At 47.6% G+C, this 21,464-nt stretch carries 20 protein-coding genes and 1 other annotated feature (1 of these 21 running past the window's edge); of the genes, 17 read left to right on the top strand and 3 right to left on the bottom strand.

Annotated elements, in window-relative coordinates:
• Positions 1-134 (top strand) — a binding site (T-box leader); it begins 226 nt to the left of the window's first position.
• A 295-nt stretch (positions 135-429) separates the two neighbouring features.
• Positions 430-1,986 carry a 2-isopropylmalate synthase gene (locus IEW26_RS13155; RefSeq protein ID WP_188592733.1) on the top strand — a complete coding sequence of 519 codons (1,557 nt, stop codon included), beginning with the start codon at positions 430-432 and terminating at the stop codon, positions 1,984-1,986.
• Between the two features lie 850 nt (positions 1,987-2,836).
• On the opposite strand, the gene IEW26_RS13150 is transcribed toward IEW26_RS13155, so the two are convergent.
• Positions 2,837-4,798: an ABC-F family ATP-binding cassette domain-containing protein gene (locus tag IEW26_RS13150; protein WP_188592732.1), complete on the bottom strand. Its 1,962-nt coding sequence runs from the start codon at positions 4,796-4,798 to the stop codon at positions 2,837-2,839.
• Positions 4,799-5,101: 303 nt separating this feature from the next.
• Between IEW26_RS13150 and IEW26_RS13145 the strand changes: the two genes are divergently transcribed.
• The 9 genes from IEW26_RS13145 to IEW26_RS13105 all read left to right on the top strand — a co-directional run bounded on the left by IEW26_RS13145 (position 5,102) and on the right by IEW26_RS13105 (position 10,892).
• Positions 5,102-5,740: a 5-formyltetrahydrofolate cyclo-ligase gene (locus IEW26_RS13145; RefSeq protein WP_188592731.1), complete on the top strand. Its 639-nt coding sequence runs from the start codon at positions 5,102-5,104 to the stop codon at positions 5,738-5,740.
• Between the two features lie 27 nt (positions 5,741-5,767).
• Positions 5,768-6,259: a cyclic pyranopterin monophosphate synthase MoaC gene (moaC, locus tag IEW26_RS13140; protein WP_188592730.1), complete on the top strand. Its 492-nt coding sequence runs from the start codon at positions 5,768-5,770 to the stop codon at positions 6,257-6,259.
• A 37-nt stretch (positions 6,260-6,296) separates the two neighbouring features.
• Positions 6,297-6,782 (top strand): MogA/MoaB family molybdenum cofactor biosynthesis protein, encoded by a 486-nt coding sequence (locus tag IEW26_RS13135; RefSeq protein WP_111270440.1) that lies wholly within the window; start codon positions 6,297-6,299, stop codon positions 6,780-6,782.
• Positions 6,783-6,961: 179 nt separating this feature from the next.
• Positions 6,962-7,210: a twin-arginine translocase TatA/TatE family subunit gene (locus IEW26_RS13130; RefSeq protein WP_145403433.1), complete on the top strand. Its 249-nt coding sequence runs from the start codon at positions 6,962-6,964 to the stop codon at positions 7,208-7,210.
• Positions 7,211-7,289: 79 nt separating this feature from the next.
• Positions 7,290-8,072, top strand: coding sequence for a twin-arginine translocase subunit TatC (gene tatC, locus IEW26_RS13125; RefSeq protein WP_188592729.1), 783 nt, complete (start codon positions 7,290-7,292; stop codon positions 8,070-8,072).
• Positions 8,038-8,265, top strand: a complete 228-nt coding sequence (locus IEW26_RS13120; RefSeq protein ID WP_229729839.1) for a hypothetical protein — start codon at positions 8,038-8,040, stop codon at positions 8,263-8,265. The genes tatC and IEW26_RS13120 overlap by 35 nt, the downstream gene beginning before the upstream one ends.
• Positions 8,266-8,507: 242 nt before the next feature.
• On the top strand, positions 8,508-8,789 hold the full coding sequence (groES, locus tag IEW26_RS13115; protein WP_110897098.1) for a co-chaperone GroES: 282 nt from the start codon (positions 8,508-8,510) through the stop codon (positions 8,787-8,789).
• 74 nt (positions 8,790-8,863) lie between these two features.
• Positions 8,864-10,495 (top strand): chaperonin GroEL, encoded by a 1,632-nt coding sequence (gene groL / locus IEW26_RS13110; RefSeq protein WP_188592727.1) that lies wholly within the window; start codon positions 8,864-8,866, stop codon positions 10,493-10,495.
• 160 nt (positions 10,496-10,655) lie between these two features.
• On the top strand, positions 10,656-10,892 hold the full coding sequence (locus tag IEW26_RS13105) for a hypothetical protein (RefSeq protein ID WP_111270444.1): 237 nt from the start codon (positions 10,656-10,658) through the stop codon (positions 10,890-10,892).
• 374 nt (positions 10,893-11,266) lie between these two features.
• Here IEW26_RS13105 and lacZ read toward each other — a convergent pair whose 3' ends face one another.
• On the bottom strand, positions 11,267-14,551 hold the full coding sequence (lacZ, locus tag IEW26_RS13100; protein ID WP_188592726.1) for a beta-galactosidase, LacZ type: 3,285 nt from the start codon (positions 14,549-14,551) through the stop codon (positions 11,267-11,269).
• 128 nt (positions 14,552-14,679) lie between these two features.
• On the opposite strand from lacZ, the gene IEW26_RS13095 reads away from it, so the two are divergent.
• The 5 genes from IEW26_RS13095 to IEW26_RS13075 all read left to right on the top strand — a co-directional run bounded on the left by IEW26_RS13095 (position 14,680) and on the right by IEW26_RS13075 (position 18,502).
• The gene (locus tag IEW26_RS13095; RefSeq protein WP_188592899.1) at positions 14,680-15,516 is read left to right on the top strand and encodes an AraC family transcriptional regulator; all 837 of its coding nucleotides are present in this window, start codon (positions 14,680-14,682) and stop codon (positions 15,514-15,516) included.
• 295 nt (positions 15,517-15,811) lie between these two features.
• Positions 15,812-16,756, top strand: coding sequence for a helix-turn-helix domain-containing protein (locus IEW26_RS13090; RefSeq protein ID WP_229729860.1), 945 nt, complete (start codon positions 15,812-15,814; stop codon positions 16,754-16,756).
• 30 nt (positions 16,757-16,786) lie between these two features.
• Positions 16,787-17,275, top strand: a complete 489-nt coding sequence (locus tag IEW26_RS13085; RefSeq protein WP_188592724.1) for a DinB family protein — start codon at positions 16,787-16,789, stop codon at positions 17,273-17,275.
• 184 nt (positions 17,276-17,459) lie between these two features.
• Positions 17,460-17,741 (top strand): hypothetical protein, encoded by a 282-nt coding sequence (locus tag IEW26_RS13080; protein WP_111270449.1) that lies wholly within the window; start codon positions 17,460-17,462, stop codon positions 17,739-17,741.
• 221 nt (positions 17,742-17,962) lie between these two features.
• Entirely contained in the window at positions 17,963-18,502 is a 540-nt protein-coding gene (locus IEW26_RS13075; RefSeq protein WP_188592723.1) for a GNAT family N-acetyltransferase, read from the top strand.
• A 64-nt stretch (positions 18,503-18,566) separates the two neighbouring features.
• On the opposite strand, the gene IEW26_RS13070 is transcribed toward IEW26_RS13075, so the two are convergent.
• Positions 18,567-18,926, bottom strand: a complete 360-nt coding sequence (locus IEW26_RS13070; protein ID WP_188592722.1) for a hypothetical protein — start codon at positions 18,924-18,926, stop codon at positions 18,567-18,569.
• Between the two features lie 454 nt (positions 18,927-19,380).
• Here IEW26_RS13070 and rhaD point away from each other — a divergent pair, with 454 nt between their 5' ends.
• Complete coding sequence (gene rhaD / locus IEW26_RS13065; RefSeq protein ID WP_188592898.1) at positions 19,381-20,232, top strand: rhamnulose-1-phosphate aldolase; 852 nt, start codon at positions 19,381-19,383, stop codon at positions 20,230-20,232.
• A gap of 219 nt (positions 20,233-20,451) precedes the next feature.
• Positions 20,452-21,456, top strand: a complete 1,005-nt coding sequence (locus IEW26_RS13060; protein ID WP_188592721.1) for a cysteine peptidase family C39 domain-containing protein — start codon at positions 20,452-20,454, stop codon at positions 21,454-21,456.
• Positions 21,457-21,464: the final 8 nt, after the last annotated feature.

Raw genomic sequence — 21,464 nt, 5'->3', positions numbered from 1 at the left:
ACTGGATTCGCAGCCAGTTGCGTAGTCCGCAGTACAATGAATTTGGGAGAACACGAGGTGGATGGTGTCAGCACAAGCTGGGCCATCAAGCGAGAGTGGTACCGCGGAGGGGAGAATAACCCGCCGTCTCTTTGATGAGATGGCGGGTTATTTGTATTTTTTGCTGCCGGCAGCAGGGTGGGCAAAGGTAACAACCATATGGTGCGAGTTGGAGCAGGAGCGAGCAAGACTGATCAGAACATCTGAAGCAGATCAGAGTGTAAGTCGACGTACACTTTGAATCCACATTTAGGACATAAGCTTTGACAGCAAACATATAACGACAGCAGGACGTATTGATCACAACGAAGGAGTGCTTCGTGGATTTCACTTGATGCAGGTCCATTACTGGTCTTGCACAGACAAACAATTTGATGGAGGATGATAAACATGACAACCAATCCGAACAAACGTATGATTGACATTTTTGATACAACGCTGCGCGATGGGGAGCAAGCACCGGGAGCGAGTCTTCAGCCTGAGCAAAAAATTGAACTGGCACACCAGCTGGCTTCGCTTGGCATTGACGTCATTGAGCCTGGATTCCCGATCTCCAGTCCAGGGGAGTTCGCGGCAGTTCAGGCGATTTCGAGACAATTGCAGCAGGTGGAAATTTGCGGGTTTGCGCGCGCAGTCAAAGGAGACATCGATGCTGCAGTGAAAGCTACGGCAGATGCTGCCCGGCGCCGGATTCATCTGTTTATTTCCTCGTCCGACATTCATATCGAGCATCAGCTGCGCCGTCCGCGCAGCGAGGTGGTTGCCACCGCAAGGGAAATGGTCTCGTATGCACGCCAGTTTACCGATATCGTTGAATTCACAGCGATGGATGCTGCGCGTACCAAAATGGATGATCTGATCGAGATGGTTGAAGTAGCCATTGAGGCGGGGGCGAGCATTATCAATCTGCCGGATACCGTTGGTTATGCACTTCCTCATGAGTACGGCGAGATGTTCCGCCGAGTGCGCGAGGGGGCAAGAGGCGGCGATCAGGTTCGATATAGCGCTCACTGTCATAACGATCTGGGGCTTGCTGTAGCGAACAGTCTGGCGGCTATTGCTAACGGGGCATCACAGATCGAAGTAACGATTAACGGAATCGGGGAGCGAACAGGCAACTGTGCATTGGAGGAACTGATTATGGCACTGGAGACCCGTGGAGATGTGATCGGCGCAGCGACCAATATCAAGCTCAATCAGCTGTATGAAACCTCACGTCAGATCAGCCGTGCCATGCATTTTCCGATTGCCTATAACAAGCCGGTTGTTGGACGTAATGCCTTCCAGCATGAATCAGGCATCCATCAGGACGGTTTGCTGAAAAACCGTAATACGTATGAAATTATGGACCCCGAAGCGCTGGGTATTCCGCGCAGCATGATTATTTTGGGCAAACATTCCGGTCGTCATGCCTTGAAGGATCGGGTACGCAAATACGGTTTCGAACCGGATGAGCAGCAGATGGAACAGCTGTACGAGGTGTTTAAAGAAACTGCGGATCAACAGAAGGTGGTAAGTGATGACCAACTGCTGCAAATGGTCAGCCAAACGATGAACATCCCGGCACAGGACTATGAACTGGTTGAATTGCAGGTTACGGCGGGCAGCATGACAGACCGGATGGCGGCGGTACGCATTCGCACAAGTGCAGGTGAACATTCGTATTCGGCGGTTGGCAGCGGTCCGGTTGATGCGACAATTCAGGCGATTGCTCAGTGTATTTCAGATGACATTACGTTTGTAGACATGGAGATGCATGCGCTCAGCGGTGGAGAGGGAGCCAGTGCCGAAGCCGTGATTACGGTCGAACGTGCGGGGCGTGAATTCCGCGGTACTGCTACACATCATGATATCGTGATGGCGGCAGGACTGGCGTATGTTGCGGCATGTAATGCAGCCGGGCTGAAGGCCGAGTCGGCAGAGAGTGAAGAAGTATCTGTTCATTAAAAGTATAAAAGTGTCATTTGATTAAGAAGTGCAAGAGTTTCCGTTTCATTAAAAGTGTAGAAAGTATCCGTTAATTAAGAGGAAAACGCTATAGCTATACGAAGTGCTCCTGTTGTCATGGCTTGACGACAGGAGCCCTTTTGCATCAAGCAATCTGCAATTTGCTTGTGTGTAATTTATTTTTTTCAGAGCTTACTAAGACAGATAAGATGGATGATTATTCCAGATCCAGGCAGGTTAACACACGTGAGAAGTCTCCACGCATCGTATCCCAGATGTTTGCCATAAATACAAACTCCCCGGAATGAAGAAAAGGGGCTTGAACAACAATGGTAAATTCGGGAGTGGTGACTGTGTGCATAAGTTTCCTGTTCTGCCCAGCATATGATAGAGTGTCCATGCGATAATTGAATCTGTCAAGGTGTGATTATAGTTATCCACATATCCAGTGTGATTTGTTGATAACTGAGGTGAAGTCCTGCACTCCATGTTTTCGAAACAAGTCTTGTGTAGGGGATAGAATGCAGCTGTTTTACCCACAAGACTGTGGATAATGTGGATAAAATAGTGGATAAATATGGTTTTTTCATGAAAAGCTTATTCTACCAATGTTTAATTACATGAAAACAAGGCATTGGTTTCTCGCTGGCATGTGGATAAAAGAGGGGCATAGCCCCAGAAATTTATTTTACGAAAATCGAGAGGGTTTGACAAATGTAAAAACATGAGGGGAACTGTTTATTAAAAAAGGCTCAACGTTACTAATGTAACGCTCAGCCTAGTTCGGTTGTTTTTTGTTGGATTCACATCAATCCTGTTATAGATATCAGATTATGACCTGAACTTCTAACTAACCCATAGCGAGCGTTTCCCACTCTTCATATGCTTGTGCAAGCTGGGTTTTGTGCTCCTCGGTGGACTGCTGAAGCTCCTGCAGCTTCATGTAATCCTGATAAACTTCCGGCAGGGCCATCTGTTCTTCCAGGGCAGTAATTTTCGATTCGAGCTCTGCAATCTGCTGCTCCAGTGCTTCCTGTCTGCGTTGTCTGTTTCGCTCCTCGCGTTTGGCTTGCTTGTCCGCTTCGAAGGAGGCTGCGCCAGATTTCTCGGATGCTGCTGAATTGGCATTTGCTGCTGGAGCAGGCGACTTTGAAGCTGCTTGACGAGCCTCCGCTGCTTCGCGTGCAATCTCCTCCAGCTCCTGTTTTTTCTCGACATAATCATCATAGTTGCCCAGATAATGCTCTGTGCCGCCCGGATGAAGTTCAACGATTCTTTCCGCCATTTTGTTCAGGAAGTAACGGTCATGAGAGATAAACAGCAGTGTGCCTTCGTAATCCATCAACGCGGCCTCAAGCACTTCCTTGGCGAAGAGGTCCAGATGGTTCGTCGGCTCATCGAGAATAAGCACATTGGCTTCCTTCAGCATGAGCTTGGAGAGAGAGACACGTGCCTTCTCCCCTCCGCTGAGCGAGGATATTTTTTTGAGTACATCGTCACCGCTGAACAAAAAGTTGCCGAGTACCGTCCGAATGCGGGCTTCCTCCATACCCGGATAAGCACTCCACAGTTCTTCCAGAACGGTGTTGGAAGGATTAAGTCCCGTCTGCTCCTGGTCATAATAACCGATCTGCACTTTGGTACCCCATTGAATCTCACCCTTTACGGGACGAAGACTTCCTGTCAGACACTTCAGCATGGTTGATTTTCCGATTCCGTTTGGTCCGATTAACGCTACCGTTTCCCCGCGGCGCAGATCAAAGGACACATTGCGGAACAGCGGTGATCCCTCGTCATATGCAACGGACAGCTGATCTACACGCAGCACTTCTTTGCCTGACATAACGGCAGTCTGGAACGAAAAGTGGGCTTTTTTGAGATCACCAAGCGGCTTGTCGAGCCGATCCATTTTCTCCAGCGCTTTGCGGCGACTCTGGGCACGCTTCGTGGTTGAAGCGCGTACGATGTTTTTTTGCACAAAGTCTTCCATCTTTGCGATTTCGTCCTGCTGCTTCTCATACTGCTTCATTTGACTTTCGTATTCAGCGGCCTTCAGCTCCATGTAACGGCTGTAATTGCCTGTGTATCGCTTGGAGCGATGACGCTCAATTTCAACGATTGTGGTCACGAGTCTGTCCAGAAAGTACCGGTCATGGGATACAACTAACAGTGCGCCAGAATATCCTCTGAGATAGTCCTCCAGCCACGTAAGTGTAGCAATGTCCAGATAGTTCGTAGGCTCGTCCAGCATAAGCAAATCGGGAGCCTGCAGCAGAATGCGGGCCAGAGCGAGCCGGGTCTTCTGACCACCGCTGAGCGTACCAATCGGGGTATCAGGAGAGAATTCACCAAAGCCCATCCCGTGCAGCACGCTGCGAATGCGCGTTTCCATCTCGTACCCGCCGTGATCCTTGAACCAGTCCGAGCGTCTTGCGTAACGCTCCAGCAGGTCGGCATATTGCTTCTCATCCTGCATCATGGCAGGATCGGCAATATCATGCTCCATCTGTCTGAGCTCTGCTTCGGCCTGGGTCAGATGTGCAAAGACATGCATCATTTCATCCCAGATGCTGCGTTCTGACTGCAAACCGCTGTTTTGCGCGAGGTAACCAAGCGTGGTTTCTTTGGATTTGAAAATTTGTCCCCCATCATAGGACATCTCACCAGCGATAATTTTAAGCAATGTAGATTTGCCTGCACCATTCACACCAACGAGGCCGATACGCTCGCGTTCTAATATTTGTAAGTTTACGCCGTCCAGAATGGGATCGACACCAAAACGTTTAATAATTCCGGATACTTGCAGCAACATAGAATTAAGTTCCTCCATAGGTTGAGTTCTTGATTAGGGCGTGTCTCAAGACACGTCCTGGACACTTACCTCCCAGTTTACATGAAATACAGAGCAAATGCACCGATTGGGAACGAAGCGGGCTTGTAGTCTTTTTGGTCAATCAATGATAAACTGAAAGAAGACATGTTATTACATGAGCATTTTGCAGAAAATGAATCATTTCAAGCTGGTCATCCAGATGACATCTTGTCATAACATATAAACGCAATGAACCGAATGATTTTATTTACCTTCCAGATCAACAGGAGGTTAGTCAGCATTATGCAGGAGCATGCGGAACAGAAGAAGCAGCTCAGGGCCAGGCTGAGACAGCTGCGTGAACGATTGGACGAGCAGATGCGTCAGCAAGCGATCACCCGGATAAATGACGGGTTGAAGCGAAAGCTGGACTGTCTGCGGCTGAACCCGGACAGACAGGTGTCCGGGTCTCTGATGATTTTCAGCTATCTTTCGTATGGAAGTGAGGCATCTACCGCTTTTCTTTTTGAAGAGGCATGGAAAAAGGGGGATGTCATGCTTGCGCCCAAGGTGCTTGCTGATCCGCCGCGTATGGAGCTGCGGCGAGTGAGGGGGCCTCAGGATATCGAACCAGGTATTTGGGGCATACCTGAACCTAAAGCATCCTGCGAAGTATTGCCGCCCGAACACTGGCCGGATATCGATCTGGTGCTGGTACCCGGGCTGGGCTACGACCTTAATGGAGGTCGCATCGGATATGGTGGCGGTTATTATGACCGCTTTGCAGAGCGTCTCGACCAGTACTGTGCCAAACAGGGGAAAAGGCCGCTCATGGCAGCTTTGGTCCTGCCGGGCCAGCTGGAGCCGGACATCCCGATGGACCCGCTTGATCTGCGGCTGGATCTGTTGATAACGCCCGAAGGTATAGTACATATCGAATAAAGGGTTGTGATGTGATTGAACTCAGAAATGAATAATAGTCAGGCCTCAAGCGGGAAGCTGACTCATTTTAATGAGCAGGGACGGGCCAGAATGGTAGACATATCCGGCAAGGATGTGACGGTGCGTACCGCTGTTGCGGTTACGAAAGTCACGATGAACCCGGAGACACTTGAGGCCATTCGCCAAGGACGCATCGGCAAAGGGGATGTTCTGGCGGTAGCTCAGATTGCGGGCATTCAGGGGGCGAAGAAAACGTCTGACTGGATTCCGATGTGTCATCCGCTTGCACTGAATGGTGTGGATATCCGCTTTCATGATAATGGAGCAGACGAGCTTCATATTGAAGTAACAGTCAAAACCGAAGGCAAGACGGGTGTAGAGATGGAGGCACTCACGGCAGCATCGGCGGCAGCACTTACTGTCTATGATATGTGTAAGGCGATGCAAAAGGACATGATTATTGGTCCAACGATGCTGCAATCCAAAAGTGGCGGTAAAAACGGTGATTACAACCGATAAAGAGTATTTATTTTCGTAGAGGAGAAGGGTGATCTTTATGGTGTGGAGAACAGCTATCCTGACAGCCAGTGACAAAGGGGCCCGCGGAGAACGTGAGGATACAAGTGCGCAAGTCATTCGGGAGCTTGTGGAGGAGGAACTCGGCGGTCAGATCGTGGAATATCGGATTGTTCCTGACGAGCCGGATGAGATTATTGCGGCTTTGATTGAGATGACAGATTATTTTCACGCCGATCTCGTACTGACAACGGGTGGCACGGAGCTGGCTATCCGTGATATTACACCGGAGGCGACCAGACGTGTCATTGAGCGCGAGGTTCCCGGAATGGCTGAGGCGATGAGAGCCAGTGTGATGGGCAAAAACCGATCAGCCATGCTGTTCCGCGGTGTATGCGGAATTCGCGGTCGTACATTAATTGTGAATCTGCCAGGGACGCCAAAAGGTGTGCATGAGCATCTGGCGGCCATTATGGATCAGCTTCCTGAAGCGCTGCTGATGGTGACGGGCCAATTTAAACAGTAAACTGTGCCTGAAGGTATCTCTTTTGAAAGAAAAGTTGTGCGGGTTGATCATTTTACGGGTTATGTAAGTGGTTACATCTGTGGTATGATGGGCATAAATTCAAATACAGTTCAGACATCTGATGGACGTGACTTCGAAAGTATGAGCATTTTGAAAGCTTGAAACGAGGAGGAAAATCAATGTTTAGTTCCATTGGACCAACAGGTTTTATTTTGCTGGCCGTGATTGCATTGCTGTTGTTTGGGCCTAACAAGCTGCCGGAGCTGGGACGGGCTGTCGGACGTACATTCCGCGAGTTCAAGGAAGGTGCACGTGATATCATTTCGGATGATGATGCTTCCAGCCGCAAAGAGCAGGAAAAAGCAAAACCACTCGCTGCGGAGACTACAACTGCTGAGAAACCTGTGGATAAACGTCTGCCGGAATGACGTCCTAGGCAATGAAAGAGAGATCCCTTCCTGCCGGAAGGGTTTTGTATTTTAAAGCTGGATTCCAGGGGAGGCAGGCATGACGCAGCAAAATGAAGAAATGACGCTTTCAGACCATCTGAGTGAGCTGCGCAAGCGGCTGATCTATGTCCTGAGCATTTTTATTCTCGGCCTGATCGCAGGCTTTTTCGTGGCAGACCCGGTGTATCGTTATCTCACCAAGGCGGAGACGGCTCAGGGCTTTGTATTACATGCCTTTTCCTTCTGGGACGGGATTGGCATCTACATGAAGATTGCCGGGTTATTTTCCCTTGTCATCACGCTGCCGTTTACGGTTTATCAGATTTGGCGGTTTGTTAGCCCCGGTCTGCGGCCGCAGGAGCGCAAGGCATCTCTGAAGTACGTGCCTTATGTATTCCTGTTGTTTCTGGTCGGTGTTGCTTTCTCATATTATGTTGTTTTTCCGATGGCGCTGGCGTTTACCTCCACCATTACGGAAAAAATGGGACTTGTTGAAACCTATGGCATGAAGCAGTATTTCAGTTTTCTGTTTGGCATTGTGCTGCCGGTGTCTCTGCTGTTTGAGCTGCCGCTGCTTATCATGTTCCTGACAGGACTGCGGATTCTGAATCCGATTCGCCTTCGCAAAATGCGCAGAGTTGCCTATTTTGTACTGATATTTATCGCAGTGGTCGTTACACCGCCGGATTTCATATCCGACCTGCTGGTGATGATTCCGCTGTTGCTGCTTTATGAAATCAGTGTATTTCTATCGGCTGTTGTGTATCGTAAGCAGCTTGCTGCCGATCAGGAGATTGAATCCCGGTATGAGCGTGCAGATGATAAGCAGCATGTGGGGTAGTAAGGGAAGCGACTCCGTCTGCGCCGATAAAAAATATATAGATGCGAGTGAACGTTTGATTCGCTCGTTAAGAGGCCCGGAGCAAAAGGTTGTGCTTGCTGCGGGTCTTTTGTTTCGGTTACATAACGGAAAGCTGAACTGGACATGCAGGCATATTATGGCGGTGAGTGGATACAATGGAGAAGGGGGTTAAGGGACAAGTTTGCATGTGGGCTTGTGAATCTCGTAAAATAGAGAGCGTGAGCATATAACATTCCTCCAGTTGTGCCAGGCTGCAGGTAAAACTCGCAAAAATTCATCAAAAAGACTTGAAATCATGCTTCAAGTTGAGTATCATAAAGTTGGTTGTTAGCACTAAACACTGTCGAGTGCTAATACATATGGCTGCAACCTACAAATGCAAGGCTATATAATTTCAAAAGGAGGCTATTTTTCATGATCAGACCTTTAGGTGAACGCGTATTGGTAGAACCACTGGAGCAAGAGCAAACGACTTCTTTCGGGATCGTACTTCCGGACTCCGCCAAAGAAAAACCGCAAGAGGGTAAAATCATTGCAGTTGGTGCGGGTGTATTGAAAGACGGCGTACGTGTAGCTCTGGAAGTGAAAGAAGGAGACCGCGTTATTTTCTCCAAATATGCCGGTACAGAAATCAAATACGAAGGTAAAGAATATTTGATTATGAAAGAGAGCGACATTCACGCGATTCTCGACTAATTTCAAATTTAAATCGGTTAACCGAACGATATAGCAGTACCATTTTATACAATATACCAGGGAGGTTTTCTTAAATGGCTAAAGACATTAAATTCAGTGAAGACGCTCGTCGCTCCATGCTTCGTGGTGTGGATGCATTGGCTAACGCAGTGAAAGTAACGCTCGGACCAAAAGGCCGCAACGTGGTTCTGGAGAAAAAATTCGGAAGCCCGCTCATCACAAATGACGGTGTAACGATTGCAAAAGAAATCGAACTGGAAGATGCATTCGAAAACATGGGTGCTCAGCTGGTTAAAGAAGTTGCTACCAAAACGAACGATGTTGCCGGTGACGGTACCACAACTGCAACCGTACTTGCTCAAGCCTTGATCACAGAAGGTTTGAAAAACGTAACTGCAGGCGCAAGCCCAATCGGTATCCGTAAAGGGATCGACAAAGCGGTTAAAGCTGCGGTTGCTGAATTGCAATCCATCTCCAAACCGGTTGAAGGCAAACAATCCATCGCACAAGTTGCAGCAATCTCTGCTGCTGACGAAGAAGTAGGCGAACTGATTGCTGAAGCTATGGAAAAAGTAGGTAAAGACGGCGTTATTACTGTTGAAGAATCCAAAGGATTCGCGACTGAGCTTGAAGTGGTTGAAGGTATGCAATTCGACCGTGGATACATCTCTCCATACATGATCACAGATACAGACAAAATGGAAGCTGTTCTGGACAATCCATATATCCTGATCACTGACAAAAAAATCTCCAGCACACAGGACATCCTGCCATTGCTTGAGAAAATCGTTCAACAAGGCAAACCGCTTGTATTGATCGCTGAAGATATCGAAGGCGAAGCACTGGCGATGCTGGTTGTGAACAAACTGCGTGGTACATTCAATGCTGTAGCGGTTAAAGCTCCAGGATTCGGTGACCGTCGTAAAGCAATGCTGCAAGATATCGCTGCCCTGACTGGTGGTCAAGTGATCACAGAAGAACTGGGTCTGGATCTGAAATCCGCAGTTGTAGAACAACTGGGTACAGCTCGTCAAATCCGTGTAACAAAAGAAAACACAATCATCGTTGACGGAGCTGGTAACAAATCCGATATCGATGCACGTGTTAGCCAAATCCGTACGCAATTGGAAGAAACAACTTCCGAGTTCGACAAAGAGAAGCTGCAAGAGCGTCTGGCTAAATTGTCCGGCGGCGTAGCCGTAATCAAAGTCGGTGCGGCAACTGAAACTGAATTGAAAGAACGTAAACTGCGTATCGAAGATGCCCTGAACGCAACTCGCGCTGCGGTTGAAGAAGGTATCGTATCCGGTGGTGGTACTGCGCTTCTGAACGTATATCAAGCTGTTGCTGGTGTAGCATTGTCCGGTGACGAGCAAACAGGCGTGAACATCGTTCTGAAAGCTCTGGAAGCGCCAATCCGCACAATCGCGGCTAACGCTGGTGAAGAAGGTTCCGTTATCGTGGAACGTCTGAAAAAAGAGCAAGTAGGCGTGGGTTACAACGCTGCAACTGGCGAGTGGGTTAACATGATCGAAGCAGGTATCGTTGACCCTGCGAAAGTAACTCGTTCCGCACTGCAAAACGCGGCTTCCGTAGCAGCAATGTTCCTGACTACTGAAGCGGTTATCGCTGACAAGCCAGAACCTGCAGGCGCTGCTGGCGCTCCTGACATGGGCGGCATGGGTGGTATGGGCGGCATGATGTAATTGAGGTCTAAAGCCTCGGTTATGCCGACAGAGGAAAGGCTCCCGATAGGGAGTCTTTTTCTTTTTCTGCGAAACCATTGCGTTTTCTTGTACGTATGTTTGAGGATACATATAGAGTACGATAGAGTGAAATAATTACAATCCAGTGAGGAGGATAATGGTGAGAAAAAGTACAAAATGGGTACTGTGGATTCTGGGTTTGATACTGGCCGCGATCTTTGTGAATTTCTATATGAATCTATTTAGTTTTGCATATGCTTTGATTGCTGTGCTGCTCATGTTCTTTACAGGTTGGGGCTTCTTGGCCAAGCTGAAAAATGACGTGCGCCAGCATGAAGATCACCACAAACGAATGCATGATTCAGCGATGGATGATATAGATCGTTATACTAGATGAGGGAAGCTGCACTCACTGCGAACAAGAGGATCTTCGATTCGAGTACATGCACAGCGCTAACGATTCCTAGAGACGCTATTTGCTGTTTTTTGAGCTGTTTAGAAATGTAACGATTCACAGAAACGCTATTAGCTTCGAATCGGCTAATTTTTGGGCTGAAGGGATGATTTTTCAAGAAATAAGGTTCCTGGAAATCGTTAGAATTTGAAAAGCATGTTTTTGCCCCAAATAAGGCTTCTCAGAATCGTTAGCGTTTGGCCCGTCACGCGGGCTGAAAAAATCCCTGCCAGCATAATGCCAGCAGGGATTTTTACGATGGCTATGGGAGGGCAAACCGCCCCCTTAACCACCCTATAGTATTACATCTCAATGCTCTAAACAGGCTTCACCGTAAACGTGAAGTGATACGGACGATTCGCTTGCAGTGTATACTCTGGATGTGTACGTGCACTCCAACTGTCGTCGCCGCCAACACCCATCTGCATGTAGTTGATACGGGCAATGGTGTGCGAGCTTACCGGCAATTTGTAGACGTGGTCATTCGCTTCCAGCTCTTCTGGTGACCATGGCAGCGCATTGATTTCAAACGGTGCGGTAGCTTCAAAATACAGACCGCTGCTGCCGTGTGCAGCATTCCCGTCATTCCCGTCATGTGCAGCATAACCATTAACTCCAGTATTCCCGTCAAGTGAAGCATTTGCAACATTCTCGCCAATTAGAGCATTCCCGGCAGCTCCATCATTGTCACCAGTACCCCCTACAGCAGAAGTAATCGCAGCAAAACGTACATCCGTTTTGTTGCCGCATTCCTGCGGTTTCAGATATGGCACGAACTGATCTCGAACGGCTCCGGTATAATAGCCGAGACGTGCGCTGGTCAGGCGGTCAATATAGTTGTCATGGGGGCCGCGACCGTACCAGGAGATCGTATCCAGACGATCCTTCAATTCAAACAGCATGCCGAACTCAGGCAGCTCAGGCAGACCTGCACCCGGAACGAGGGTTTGGCTGATTTCCAGCTCGCTATTCGGTTTGATGTGATACGTGATGGACAGTGTAGTTCCGGGGCTGGCATCCCATGTATAATCCGTTGTCACATGACAGCCCTGCTCATCTGTATGATGTTCGAAACGAATAAGCTTGTTTGTCGCATGAGCATCCCGCCAGAAGGCAGCACGTTCATTCAGTTTGTTACCCAGATCGTTGTCAGTCATTGCACGCCAGAAGTTTGCACGAGCCGGTGACAGCAGCAGCTCCTGCTGGTTGATCTGATACGAGGTCAGCGCACCGGTGCCTTTGTTGAAGCGTACTGATACATGTCCTGCAACCACGCTGAGCTCATCTTGAGCATGACCTTCTTGTAGCTCGTTGCTTGCAAGCTCCTGCACCTGAAGCATATCACCTTGCCCCGCAACCACCTGCTGGATTGCACGCAGACGTGGAGATACTACAAATTGCTCCCAGCCAATCTCATGCCCTGCCTCCGCCCAATTCTCGGCCTTTTTCGTTACCAGAGAGACAGTGAGTACGGCTTCCGTAAACAGGTCAGAGGATGATGTATAAGGAATGTGAACCTCAATGGATTCGCCAGGCTGTGCTGCAATATCTAGATGCCCTTTTTCCACAGGCACGCCGTTATGGGATAACGTCCAGGAGAGCGCATATTGGTTCAGATCGGTGAACAGGAAATGATTTGTGATGCGGATCAGCCCGGTTTGCAGATTGAGCGCTGACATGCGAACGTTCTGATAGCATTTTTTGACTTCTTCCAGCTTAGGTGTGATCGTTTTATCCGCCAAAATAAGTCCGTTACCGCAGAAGTTGCCATCATGCGGCGACTCGCCGAAATCCCCACCATAAGCGAGATATTCTACGCCGTCTGCTGTTTTGGTACGAATGGATTGATCCACCCAATCCCAGATAAATGCTCCCTGCAAGATTTCATATTTATCGAACATCTCCCAGTACAGGTGCAGACCACCACAGGAGTTGCCCATCGCATGGCTGTATTCACAGATGATATAAGGTTTTTTGTCACCTTTCATGCGTGCATACTGCTCGATATCATTCGGGCTGATGTACATCGTGGATTCGATATCGCTGGCTGAATCCGTCGGGCGATAGTGATAAGTACCTTCATAATGCACGAGCCTTGTCGGATCGGCCTGTTTCAAATAGTCGTACATGGCGATGAAGTTGTCTCCACCAAACGATTCATTACCGAGCGACCAGATGATGATGGACGGATGGTTTTTATCCCGCTGGAACATCGAATTACAGCGATCAATGACATTGTCGCGCCATTCCGGCTTGCTTGCCGGGATGTTGTCGTCGTTCATTTCCTTTTGCCCGTAGTACCAGGTACCATGTGTCTCCAGATTCGTCTCGTCAATGACATACAGCCCGTATTCATCACACAGCTCGTACCAGAGCGTCTGATTCGGATAGTGCGAAGTACGCACAGCGTTAACATTGTAGGCTTTCATCAGCTCGATGTCACGAATCATATCCTCACGACCAATGGCGCGTCCAGCGTCCGGGGAGAATTCATGCCGGTTTACCCCTTTGAACACAATGCGTTTGCCGTTGATTTTCATCAAGCCATCCTTGATCTCGAACTTGCGGAATCCGACGCGGCTGCGAACAGCTTCTACTGTTTCCCCTGACGCATTCTGAATGGACAGCACCAAAGTGTACAAATTAGGCGTTTCGGCGCTCCACAAGAGCGGGCTGATCACAGTCGCAGAGAGAGAGAACGTCAATTCTTCTTCATTGGCAAAAGAAACCTCGGCCGCCAGCGGCTCATCCCAAACCACCTGCTGCTCTGCATTATAGAGCTGTGCTTGAACCTTCAAGCCGTGCACATGTTGTCCGGCATGATGATGATACAGCTTCACATCAAGCTGAAGCTCTGCATCCTGATAGGCCTCATCCAGTTCCGTACGAACAAAGAAATCAGCGATTTGAACCGGGGATGGCGAATGCAGGTAAACCCCGCGGAAAATACCGCTAAGCCGCCAGAAATCCTGATTCTCCAGCCAGCTGGCATCACACCAGCGATAGACTTCGACTGCCAGCTTGTTCTCGCCTTCCGTCAGGTACGCTGTGATATCAAATTCTGCGGGAGTGAACGTATCCTCACTGTAACCGACAAGCTCTCCGTTCACCCATACATAGAAGGCCGATTCAACACCTTCAAAGTGCAGCAGCACAGGGCGATCTTTCCAGTCCGCAGGGACAGTAAACGTACGAATATATGAACCAACCGGGTTATAGGTTGCTGGTGCGAAAGGCGGTTTTAAATCAGGCTCACGCTCCACCCATGGATACGTCATGTTCGTATAGTGAGGGTAATCATAACCCTGCAGCTGCCAGTTCGAGGGAACACTGATCTCGTCCCAGCTGCTGGCATCATAGCCATTTTCATAAAAGGATGCAATACGCTGCTCTGGCGTTTCCGCAAAGCTGAACCTCCACAAGCCATTCAGAGATTGATACCAGGGAGAAGCGGTAAATTCGCTGGATAATGCTTCTTCTATGGATGGGAACGCTACCATATTGGCATGCGCGGGTAGACGATTCACCTGAAACGTCTCGGGATTGTTGTTCCATTCCGGATATCCGTTAGCCGGAGGGGTGTGCACGAGTTTCTTTCGCATAACAGCAGCTCCTTTGATCATGTTATAATATATTCACATTATAGAATTGATCAGGCGCTTAGAGAATAAAGGATATTGCCCATATATATCACAATATGAAACCAAGTATAGAGAGCGTGGTGTGCGGGATGAATACACGGATTTTTTTTGGCAAAACAGATGAAGCGGCTCGTCTGCCGATCTATATGACTACGGTAGGTTATTGGGAGCATCAATATGAAACCGAACGCCCCGAAGGGTTCCCGGATTACCAGATTCATCAGATTATTCAGGGGCAGGGAAGGCTGATTATACAGGATGAGGAAGAATATATCGTGGGCCCGGGCGAGGTGTTTATTACCTATCCTGACATTCCCCACAGATATGAGCCGATTACAGATCGCTGGGAGCTGGCCTGGGTATCCTTTCAAGGACGTGAAGCGAGTCAATTGCTGGCGTATGCAGGCATCACCGGTTCAGGTGTATATAAGCTCAGAAACGCGGAGTTGCTGCATGCATTGCAGCAGATGCTGATGAGGGGCGAAGGGGTGGAGGATACCTTAGATGCAGATGGAGACCGGGACAGTTCCAAACATCTGTATGCACTGCTGCTGGATTTGAAGCCCTTGCTCATCGCGGGAGGTAGCGATAATGACGAAATGGAACGTCTGAAGCCGGTGCTGCGTTACATTACAGAGCATCTGGATCAGCCTTTGTCACTGAAGGAGCTGGCAGATGTGGCTGTGGTATCCCCGCAGTATCTGTGCCGACTATTTCAGAAAGCATTGCATGTCCGGCCGGTGTTCTATGTCAATCAAGAGCGGATTAATCGCAGCAAACAGCTCATGTTCAGTGAACGTGCGCTGCGAATCTATGAAGTTGCCGACCGGGTGGGATATGAAAATGCCAGCTATTTCTGTTCCATGTTTAAACGACATACAGGCATGAGTCCCGAGCGGTTTCGCAAGCTGCATGGTTTAACCTGATCGGAGCGGGAAAGGGCAAATCTATTTTTTTGATCTGTTCTTCATCTGAATTTCAGCTTCTATTAAGGTAGAAGGGATAAGATAACTCTTGTAAACCCCTTCTCGTGTTAAATAGATGTGTGACTGGCCCTGCTCGGATTGTCCTCCGAACAGGGCACTTTTTTTACATGGGCCTGAGCGCTCATGCTATGATGAGAGAGAAGAAGAACATAATAATACATAAAATGTTAGAGCATACATGAGAACATACGAGCTTTAATTTTAAAAGAGAGAAAGGCAGGGATTTGCATTGCATGTGCGTCTGCACTCGTTGTATCGCCCGGTACAAATCAATGGACTTGATCCTCGTACATACTACATCGAACATGCGCCCTCGCCCTCGCTTGCGGCCTATGTGGCCTGTTATTGGGAGTCAGGCACCCGTGACGCTGTAGAGAATGACCAGCGTTTTGAAGAAGCAGGCATTTCGTTTGCTCATCATCCAAAATCTACCGCTTCTGCCCGGGTACTGCCGGATGGCTGTACCGACATGCTCGTTCACTATGATGCCGAGCAGGCCTGCTTTTCGTACAGTTATTGCGGAAATTACACGCAGCCTTTTGCATTTCCGTTATTGCCCGTGTCTCCTCCGGCAGGAGTGTATACGTTTGGCGTTCGATTTTTCCCCGGGGGAGCGCCTTTTTTGCATGGTCAGCCACTTGATCTGTTCACGGACAGGCGAATCCCGCTGGAGGACTGCTGGCCGTTAAAGTGGGATGAACTGCAGATGAAGATGGAGGAAACAATGAACTTTGCAGCACGTGTAAAGGTAATGGATCAGTATCTCAGCCAGATAACGCTGCGTTATAGCTGCACACAAGCCGATCAGGATCTTCTGCAAAATGTACTCTACCGTATTTTCAAAAATAAAGGACGTACAAGTGTACAGGACATCGCAACGGGGGAAGTTATTAGTGAACGACAGTTGCATCGCAAGGTTACGGAGCAGGTAGGTATCAGCCCTAAACGGCTGAGTGAAATTGTTCGTTTTCATGAGGTGATGCATGGCATTCGCGAGTCACGATTTACCGATGGTGTGACGATTGCTCAGCAGTATGGCTTCTATGATCAGGCGCATCTCATTCGGCAGTTCCGCAAGTTTTATGGAGATACCCCGTTGACGGCCATTCGGGAGCAGCAACAGATGTTGTCCGAAAAATACAATCTTTCGTCAGTCTCTTCCGTTATACTCGAAGTATAGATCCATACCACGACAAAGGAGCAATATATGATGAATGGAACATTGCAAATTCGGGAGCACCTGTTAACCGAGCTGGAAACAGGCGTACGCACAGGAGCTTCATTGATCCGGCTGATTCGTGCAGAGGACTGGGCGTATCGTCCGCAGGACAATATGCGCTCCCTTGTTGAGCTGGTGCATCATTTTATCCAGATTACCGCTTCTGATCTCGCCATTATGCAGGAGAAGGGGGAAGCGGAGGTCGGGCAGGTGGAGAACAGCTTGGCTGGCAATCAGGACGTTGAGCAGCTGGAGAAACAGCTGTGGAGCAATATGGAGGCGTACAAAGCGTATATCACAAGCCTGAGCGAAGAGGATTTTCTGAACCGCTCGACCAAAGCATTCTATGCGGAGCATGGCCATTTGCAAGTCCAGTGGCAGATTGAGACGCTGACCCATGTGTTTCACCATCGCTCCCAGCTCTATAATTATCTCAAGCAGCTGGGCCACGAATTGAACTTTTTTATGCTGTATGCCTAGTTAGAAAAAGCAGATGACCAGCAGCCCCGCCGAATTTCGGCGGGGTTTGTTTTGTATGCTGTCCAGCTGTCTATCAAACTTGCATGTCAGCTATAAATGTACGTTCTACCACGGTCAATTCACCGTGGCTTTACTAGATTCTGAACATAGAATACCGTATCAAAGCAAAAAGGAGGTGATTCTGATGGCCATCCTTTTACCATTACAGTTTTACAACCTTACAGCAGGAGTAGGCAAGTCCTTCTATGAAAACCTGACTGGTGGTGTGAATGCCAGCGTGACGGTGAATAATACTGGACCTGCTGCTGTATCGCTTGTCATCACGCGTGTCAATGCACCAGTGCTCACTTATGTCATTCCTGCGAACAACAGTCTTAGTATCTCGGCAGGCGCGGTTCTGGTTTTTGCTCTGTTAGCAAACCAGGGAGGCGATGCAACAGGGACTATTGAAGTTGCTTTGCAATAATTATGAAGGATTGTGATGATAGGTTGTAAGCTCTGAACCTCTGTCCGGCAGTGCCGGCAGAGGTTATGTTTTATTTTAATTACACTCTGGTATGATCTGGATTGTTCGGAAGGAGCAGGTACGGAAATATGCATGTTATGTTTATTCTGCTCAGGCTGCGATTAATTTAATAGTATGGAAGGATATTGAGATTACTTAGGAGCCGGGGAGGGTGATCAAAGGTGAACCTTAAACGAACAATATTGTTTGAGACGGAACGACTTGTATTTACCACATGGGATGAGGCGGACTGCGCTCTTGCTTTTGCCTTGTGGGGCGATCATGAGGTGACCAGGTGGACTAGTAGCAGTGACGTGTTGAGTGAAGAAGAGGTGGAAGCAAGGCTAACCCGTGAGATTCAGCGTGAGAAACAGGAGGGAGTACAGTATTGGCCCCTTTTCCAGAAAGGGTCAGACGTCTTTGTTGGCTGCTGCGGTCTTGGTCCTTATGCTCCGAAGGAACATATCTATGAGCTCGGTTTTCTGCTGACCCGGGACCATTGGGGTCAAGGATATGCGCAGGAGGCGGCACAGGCGGTGGTTCGTTATGCCTTTGATAAGTTAGGGGCGGTTCAGCTGGTGGCTGGACACCACCCTGACGATGAAGCCGCACATCATATTTTGAGTAAACTCGGTTTTGAGCATACAGAAGATCGCCGGGATGAAGCCACGGGCACGATGAGACCTTTCTATATCCTGAACAAAACCCAGCCTGTCCTCTGAGGAACAGGCTGGGTTAGACTGGGCGAGACATCATTTTCATACAGTTCAGTCATTAGATGCTTCTTTATGTTGCCGTTGTTGTGAGTTCATGTAAAACGATGCGATGAGCGGTGACGAGTTGTCCTGAACTGCTTTTGCCCCATATGGAAATTTCGGTTGAAGCGGCAGCGGCTCCACTGGTTGTAAACACAAATTCATAACCATTCAGGTCCGCGAAGTACGTTTGGGAGAAAAACTGACCAGGAATCAGATTGACGGATTGCAGCACGTATAAATTGCGGGTCCCGTCAAGTACATAGCCTTGAATCAGTACAGTGGATGTGTTGGTCGGATCAGAATTCACTATTTGAATGGTGACTTGCTGGGTGGGTCTGCTCCCGCCGGAGATATTATTTTCGATAGGGCCTGTCACGAGTGTAGCCATAGGGCTACACCTCCTTCCAAAGGGATTGGTTTCTAATTTGTGGCAATAAGAAGAGTGCTAGTTAGTATATGTAAGTTCCGCAGCAGGCGTGTGGACATAGTGTGGGAGCGTTAGTCGGCAGTTTTCATACTTTTTTTATTTCGTTTTCAGCTTCTGTTAAGGTAGAAAGGATAAGATAACTCTTGTAAACCCCTTCTCGTGTTAAATAGATGTGTGACTGACCCTGCCGGGCGACGGCAGGGTATTTTTTTGTGTTTTTGTCTATTCATACATCGCTTACGCTCAATTAAATAAAGAAAAACAAAAATAAATAAACAATAAACAATGTATTATGATGGAAAAAGATTGACAAACAAACATAAACAAAGGTATAATTTATGTGAAAAAAGGAACTTACTTTCTTGCTTTGATCGTGACAGCCCTGTTTTTCAGATGAACATAGGAGAGGATAATGATGAACGTGACCCTTCATACCGAAAGAGAGAGAACGCAGCCTGTCGGCTTTGATATTCCATTTGTACGCGAGATGGCAGAGATTACACAGCATATGTGGAAAAATGGTTGGGATGAGCGCAATGGCGGTAACGTCAGCTATCTGCTGAAGGAGGAGGAGGTTGCACCGTACATCGATATTCATCAGGTGATTCGCACCATTACACCTGCCTTTTCCGTGCAGGAGCTGGCGGGACAATATTTTATCGTTACGGCTTCGGGCAAATATTTTAAAAACGTGCTGGCAGACCCGCAAGGCAATCTGGGCGTGCTGCGTGTATCGGCAGATGGACAGGAGCTTGAGGTATTATGGGGCCTGGAGGGCGGAGTGAATCCGACAAGTGAACTGCCAACCCATTTTATGAGTCATATTGAACGTTTGAAAAGAGATCCGAATCACCGGGTTGTCATGCACAACCACGCGACACATGTTCTTGCCATGACCTTCATCCACGAGCTGCATGAAGCCAAGTTTACCAAAACGCTTTGGCAGATGTGCACCGAATGTGTGGTGGTCTTCCCGGATGGCGTTGGTATCATTCCCTGGATGATGCCCGGATCGAACGAGATTGGCCGTGCAACCGCGGAGAAAATGCAAGAATACCACGCGGTCATCTGGCCGCAGCACGGCATATTCGGAACAGGCACAACGATTGACGAAGCATTTGGTCTGATTGAAACCATCGAGAAGGCAGCCCAGGTATACATGCTTGTTGCAGGTCATGATATTCGCCAGCGAATCACGGATGAGCAGCTGCGAGCACTTGCATTGCAATTCGGCGTAACCCCGCGTCCAGGTGTGATAGATAGTTAATTTTTTATTTTGGAGCTGGGCCTGCCACAAGGTTGGCCTACACATTACTCTGGGTTTACCAATTTAAAAAAGGCTAGACCTCAAGAATGTTATCATTTTTATTTATTAAAAACTATAAATTGACAGGTTGTTATATGCATGTGGATCGACTAGAATTTATTTATCTGGGTTTACGTGTGAAAGCGAATAAATTCTATTTTTAGGAGTTGAAGGGCACTAATGATAGTTCTCCCATTAGCGGATCCCCCCATTCGTAGCTATCAAATACATGCATACCGCTTGTCAATTATTTTAAATTATCCAGAATGTTTACCTTGGTTTTACTCAAACTTTATACAAGTTGTTGGCAAAACTAATTGTGAAGAAGACTTTTTTGATTACTCCGTTGATTTTCATTTAGCGACAGAAGAATTCCACACGGCCTTTCCTTGGTTAGATTTTTGTCCGATGTCCCCCAATATTTTTTTTGAAAAATTATCATGTAATGTTCATGACGTTATACAGTATTCACTTGATGAGGGCCATTACCTGTACACAATTGTAGACGAATATTATATTCCATCGCGTCAAGCCTATCAAATTAAACAGCAACATTTTCATGACATATTAATATATGGCTATGATTCAGTTAACAAATTATATTTGGTTAGCGGATTTGATCAGAACATGCAATATAGAAAAACAAATGTCCCTTATGAGCTAATGGAAAAGGCTATTTTCAGTGCAGGAGCACCAATTACTCAAATTTACAAAAAAAGTATTAAGTACGAGCTCAATATGAATCTTATTGAAGGCTTACTGCAAGACTATTTGTACTCTCATAACTCTTCTAAACGTAATATGATGAATTCTTATTCTTTACCAGATAGTAACTATTATGGAGTAAGTGCTTATGATGGATTTATAGAGCATTTGAAGGCAGTTCAACACGATAGAACGCTCTATGATATTCGAATACCACATTTATTTTATGAGCATAAGGAATGTATGCTGCTTAGACTTAAATACTTAACAGATCAAAATAGGTTAAAAGAATCAAATGAAATTATTACAAAATATAAAATAGTTCTTGAGCATTCTCTGATTTTAAGAAATTTGTATTTAAAACTGATGGTAACTAACAACCTTGGTCTAATTGAAAATTTATATTCAATAGTTGTGAACTTAAAAAAGTTGGACATGGAGATCAGTGATAAAATGCTAAGTTGCTTGGTGATTGATTAGGTCGAACA

It is taken from the genome of Paenibacillus silvae, assembly GCF_014639235.1.
GTDB lineage: Bacteria > Bacillota > Bacilli > Paenibacillales > Paenibacillaceae > Paenibacillus > Paenibacillus silvae.
The sequence above is the reverse complement of the archived record's forward strand: the minus strand, read 5'-3'. Positions and strand labels throughout refer to the sequence as shown.

What these genes read in the sequence shown, in the direction of transcription:
- groL (WP_188592727.1), top strand. Translation starts at nt 8,864, where the DNA reads ATGGCTAAAGACATTAAATTCAGTGAAGACGCTCGTCGCTCCATGCTT.
- IEW26_RS13085 (WP_188592724.1), top strand. Translation starts at nt 16,787, where the DNA reads ATGAATGGAACATTGCAAATTCGGGAGCACCTGTTAACCGAGCTGGAA.
- IEW26_RS13150 (WP_188592732.1), bottom strand. Translation starts at nt 4,798, where the DNA reads ATGTTGCTGCAAGTATCCGGAATTATTAAACGTTTTGGTGTCGATCCC.
- rhaD (WP_188592898.1), top strand. Translation starts at nt 19,381, where the DNA reads ATGAACGTGACCCTTCATACCGAAAGAGAGAGAACGCAGCCTGTCGGC.
- IEW26_RS13080 (WP_111270449.1), top strand. Translation starts at nt 17,460, where the DNA reads ATGGCCATCCTTTTACCATTACAGTTTTACAACCTTACAGCAGGAGTA.
- IEW26_RS13095 (WP_188592899.1), top strand. Translation starts at nt 14,680, where the DNA reads ATGAATACACGGATTTTTTTTGGCAAAACAGATGAAGCGGCTCGTCTG.
- moaC (WP_188592730.1), top strand. Translation starts at nt 5,768, where the DNA reads ATGAATAATAGTCAGGCCTCAAGCGGGAAGCTGACTCATTTTAATGAG.
- IEW26_RS13145 (WP_188592731.1), top strand. Translation starts at nt 5,102, where the DNA reads ATGCAGGAGCATGCGGAACAGAAGAAGCAGCTCAGGGCCAGGCTGAGA.
- groES (WP_110897098.1), top strand. Translation starts at nt 8,508, where the DNA reads ATGATCAGACCTTTAGGTGAACGCGTATTGGTAGAACCACTGGAGCAA.
- IEW26_RS13135 (WP_111270440.1), top strand. Translation starts at nt 6,297, where the DNA reads ATGGTGTGGAGAACAGCTATCCTGACAGCCAGTGACAAAGGGGCCCGC.
- IEW26_RS13120 (WP_229729839.1), top strand. Translation starts at nt 8,038, where the DNA reads ATGAGCGTGCAGATGATAAGCAGCATGTGGGGTAGTAAGGGAAGCGAC.
- IEW26_RS13070 (WP_188592722.1), bottom strand. Translation starts at nt 18,926, where the DNA reads ATGGCTACACTCGTGACAGGCCCTATCGAAAATAATATCTCCGGCGGG.
- IEW26_RS13155 (WP_188592733.1), top strand. Translation starts at nt 430, where the DNA reads ATGACAACCAATCCGAACAAACGTATGATTGACATTTTTGATACAACG.
- IEW26_RS13130 (WP_145403433.1), top strand. Translation starts at nt 6,962, where the DNA reads ATGTTTAGTTCCATTGGACCAACAGGTTTTATTTTGCTGGCCGTGATT.
- tatC (WP_188592729.1), top strand. Translation starts at nt 7,290, where the DNA reads ATGACGCAGCAAAATGAAGAAATGACGCTTTCAGACCATCTGAGTGAG.
- IEW26_RS13060 (WP_188592721.1), top strand. Translation starts at nt 20,452, where the DNA reads ATGATAGTTCTCCCATTAGCGGATCCCCCCATTCGTAGCTATCAAATA.
- lacZ (WP_188592726.1), bottom strand. Translation starts at nt 14,551, where the DNA reads ATGCGAAAGAAACTCGTGCACACCCCTCCGGCTAACGGATATCCGGAA.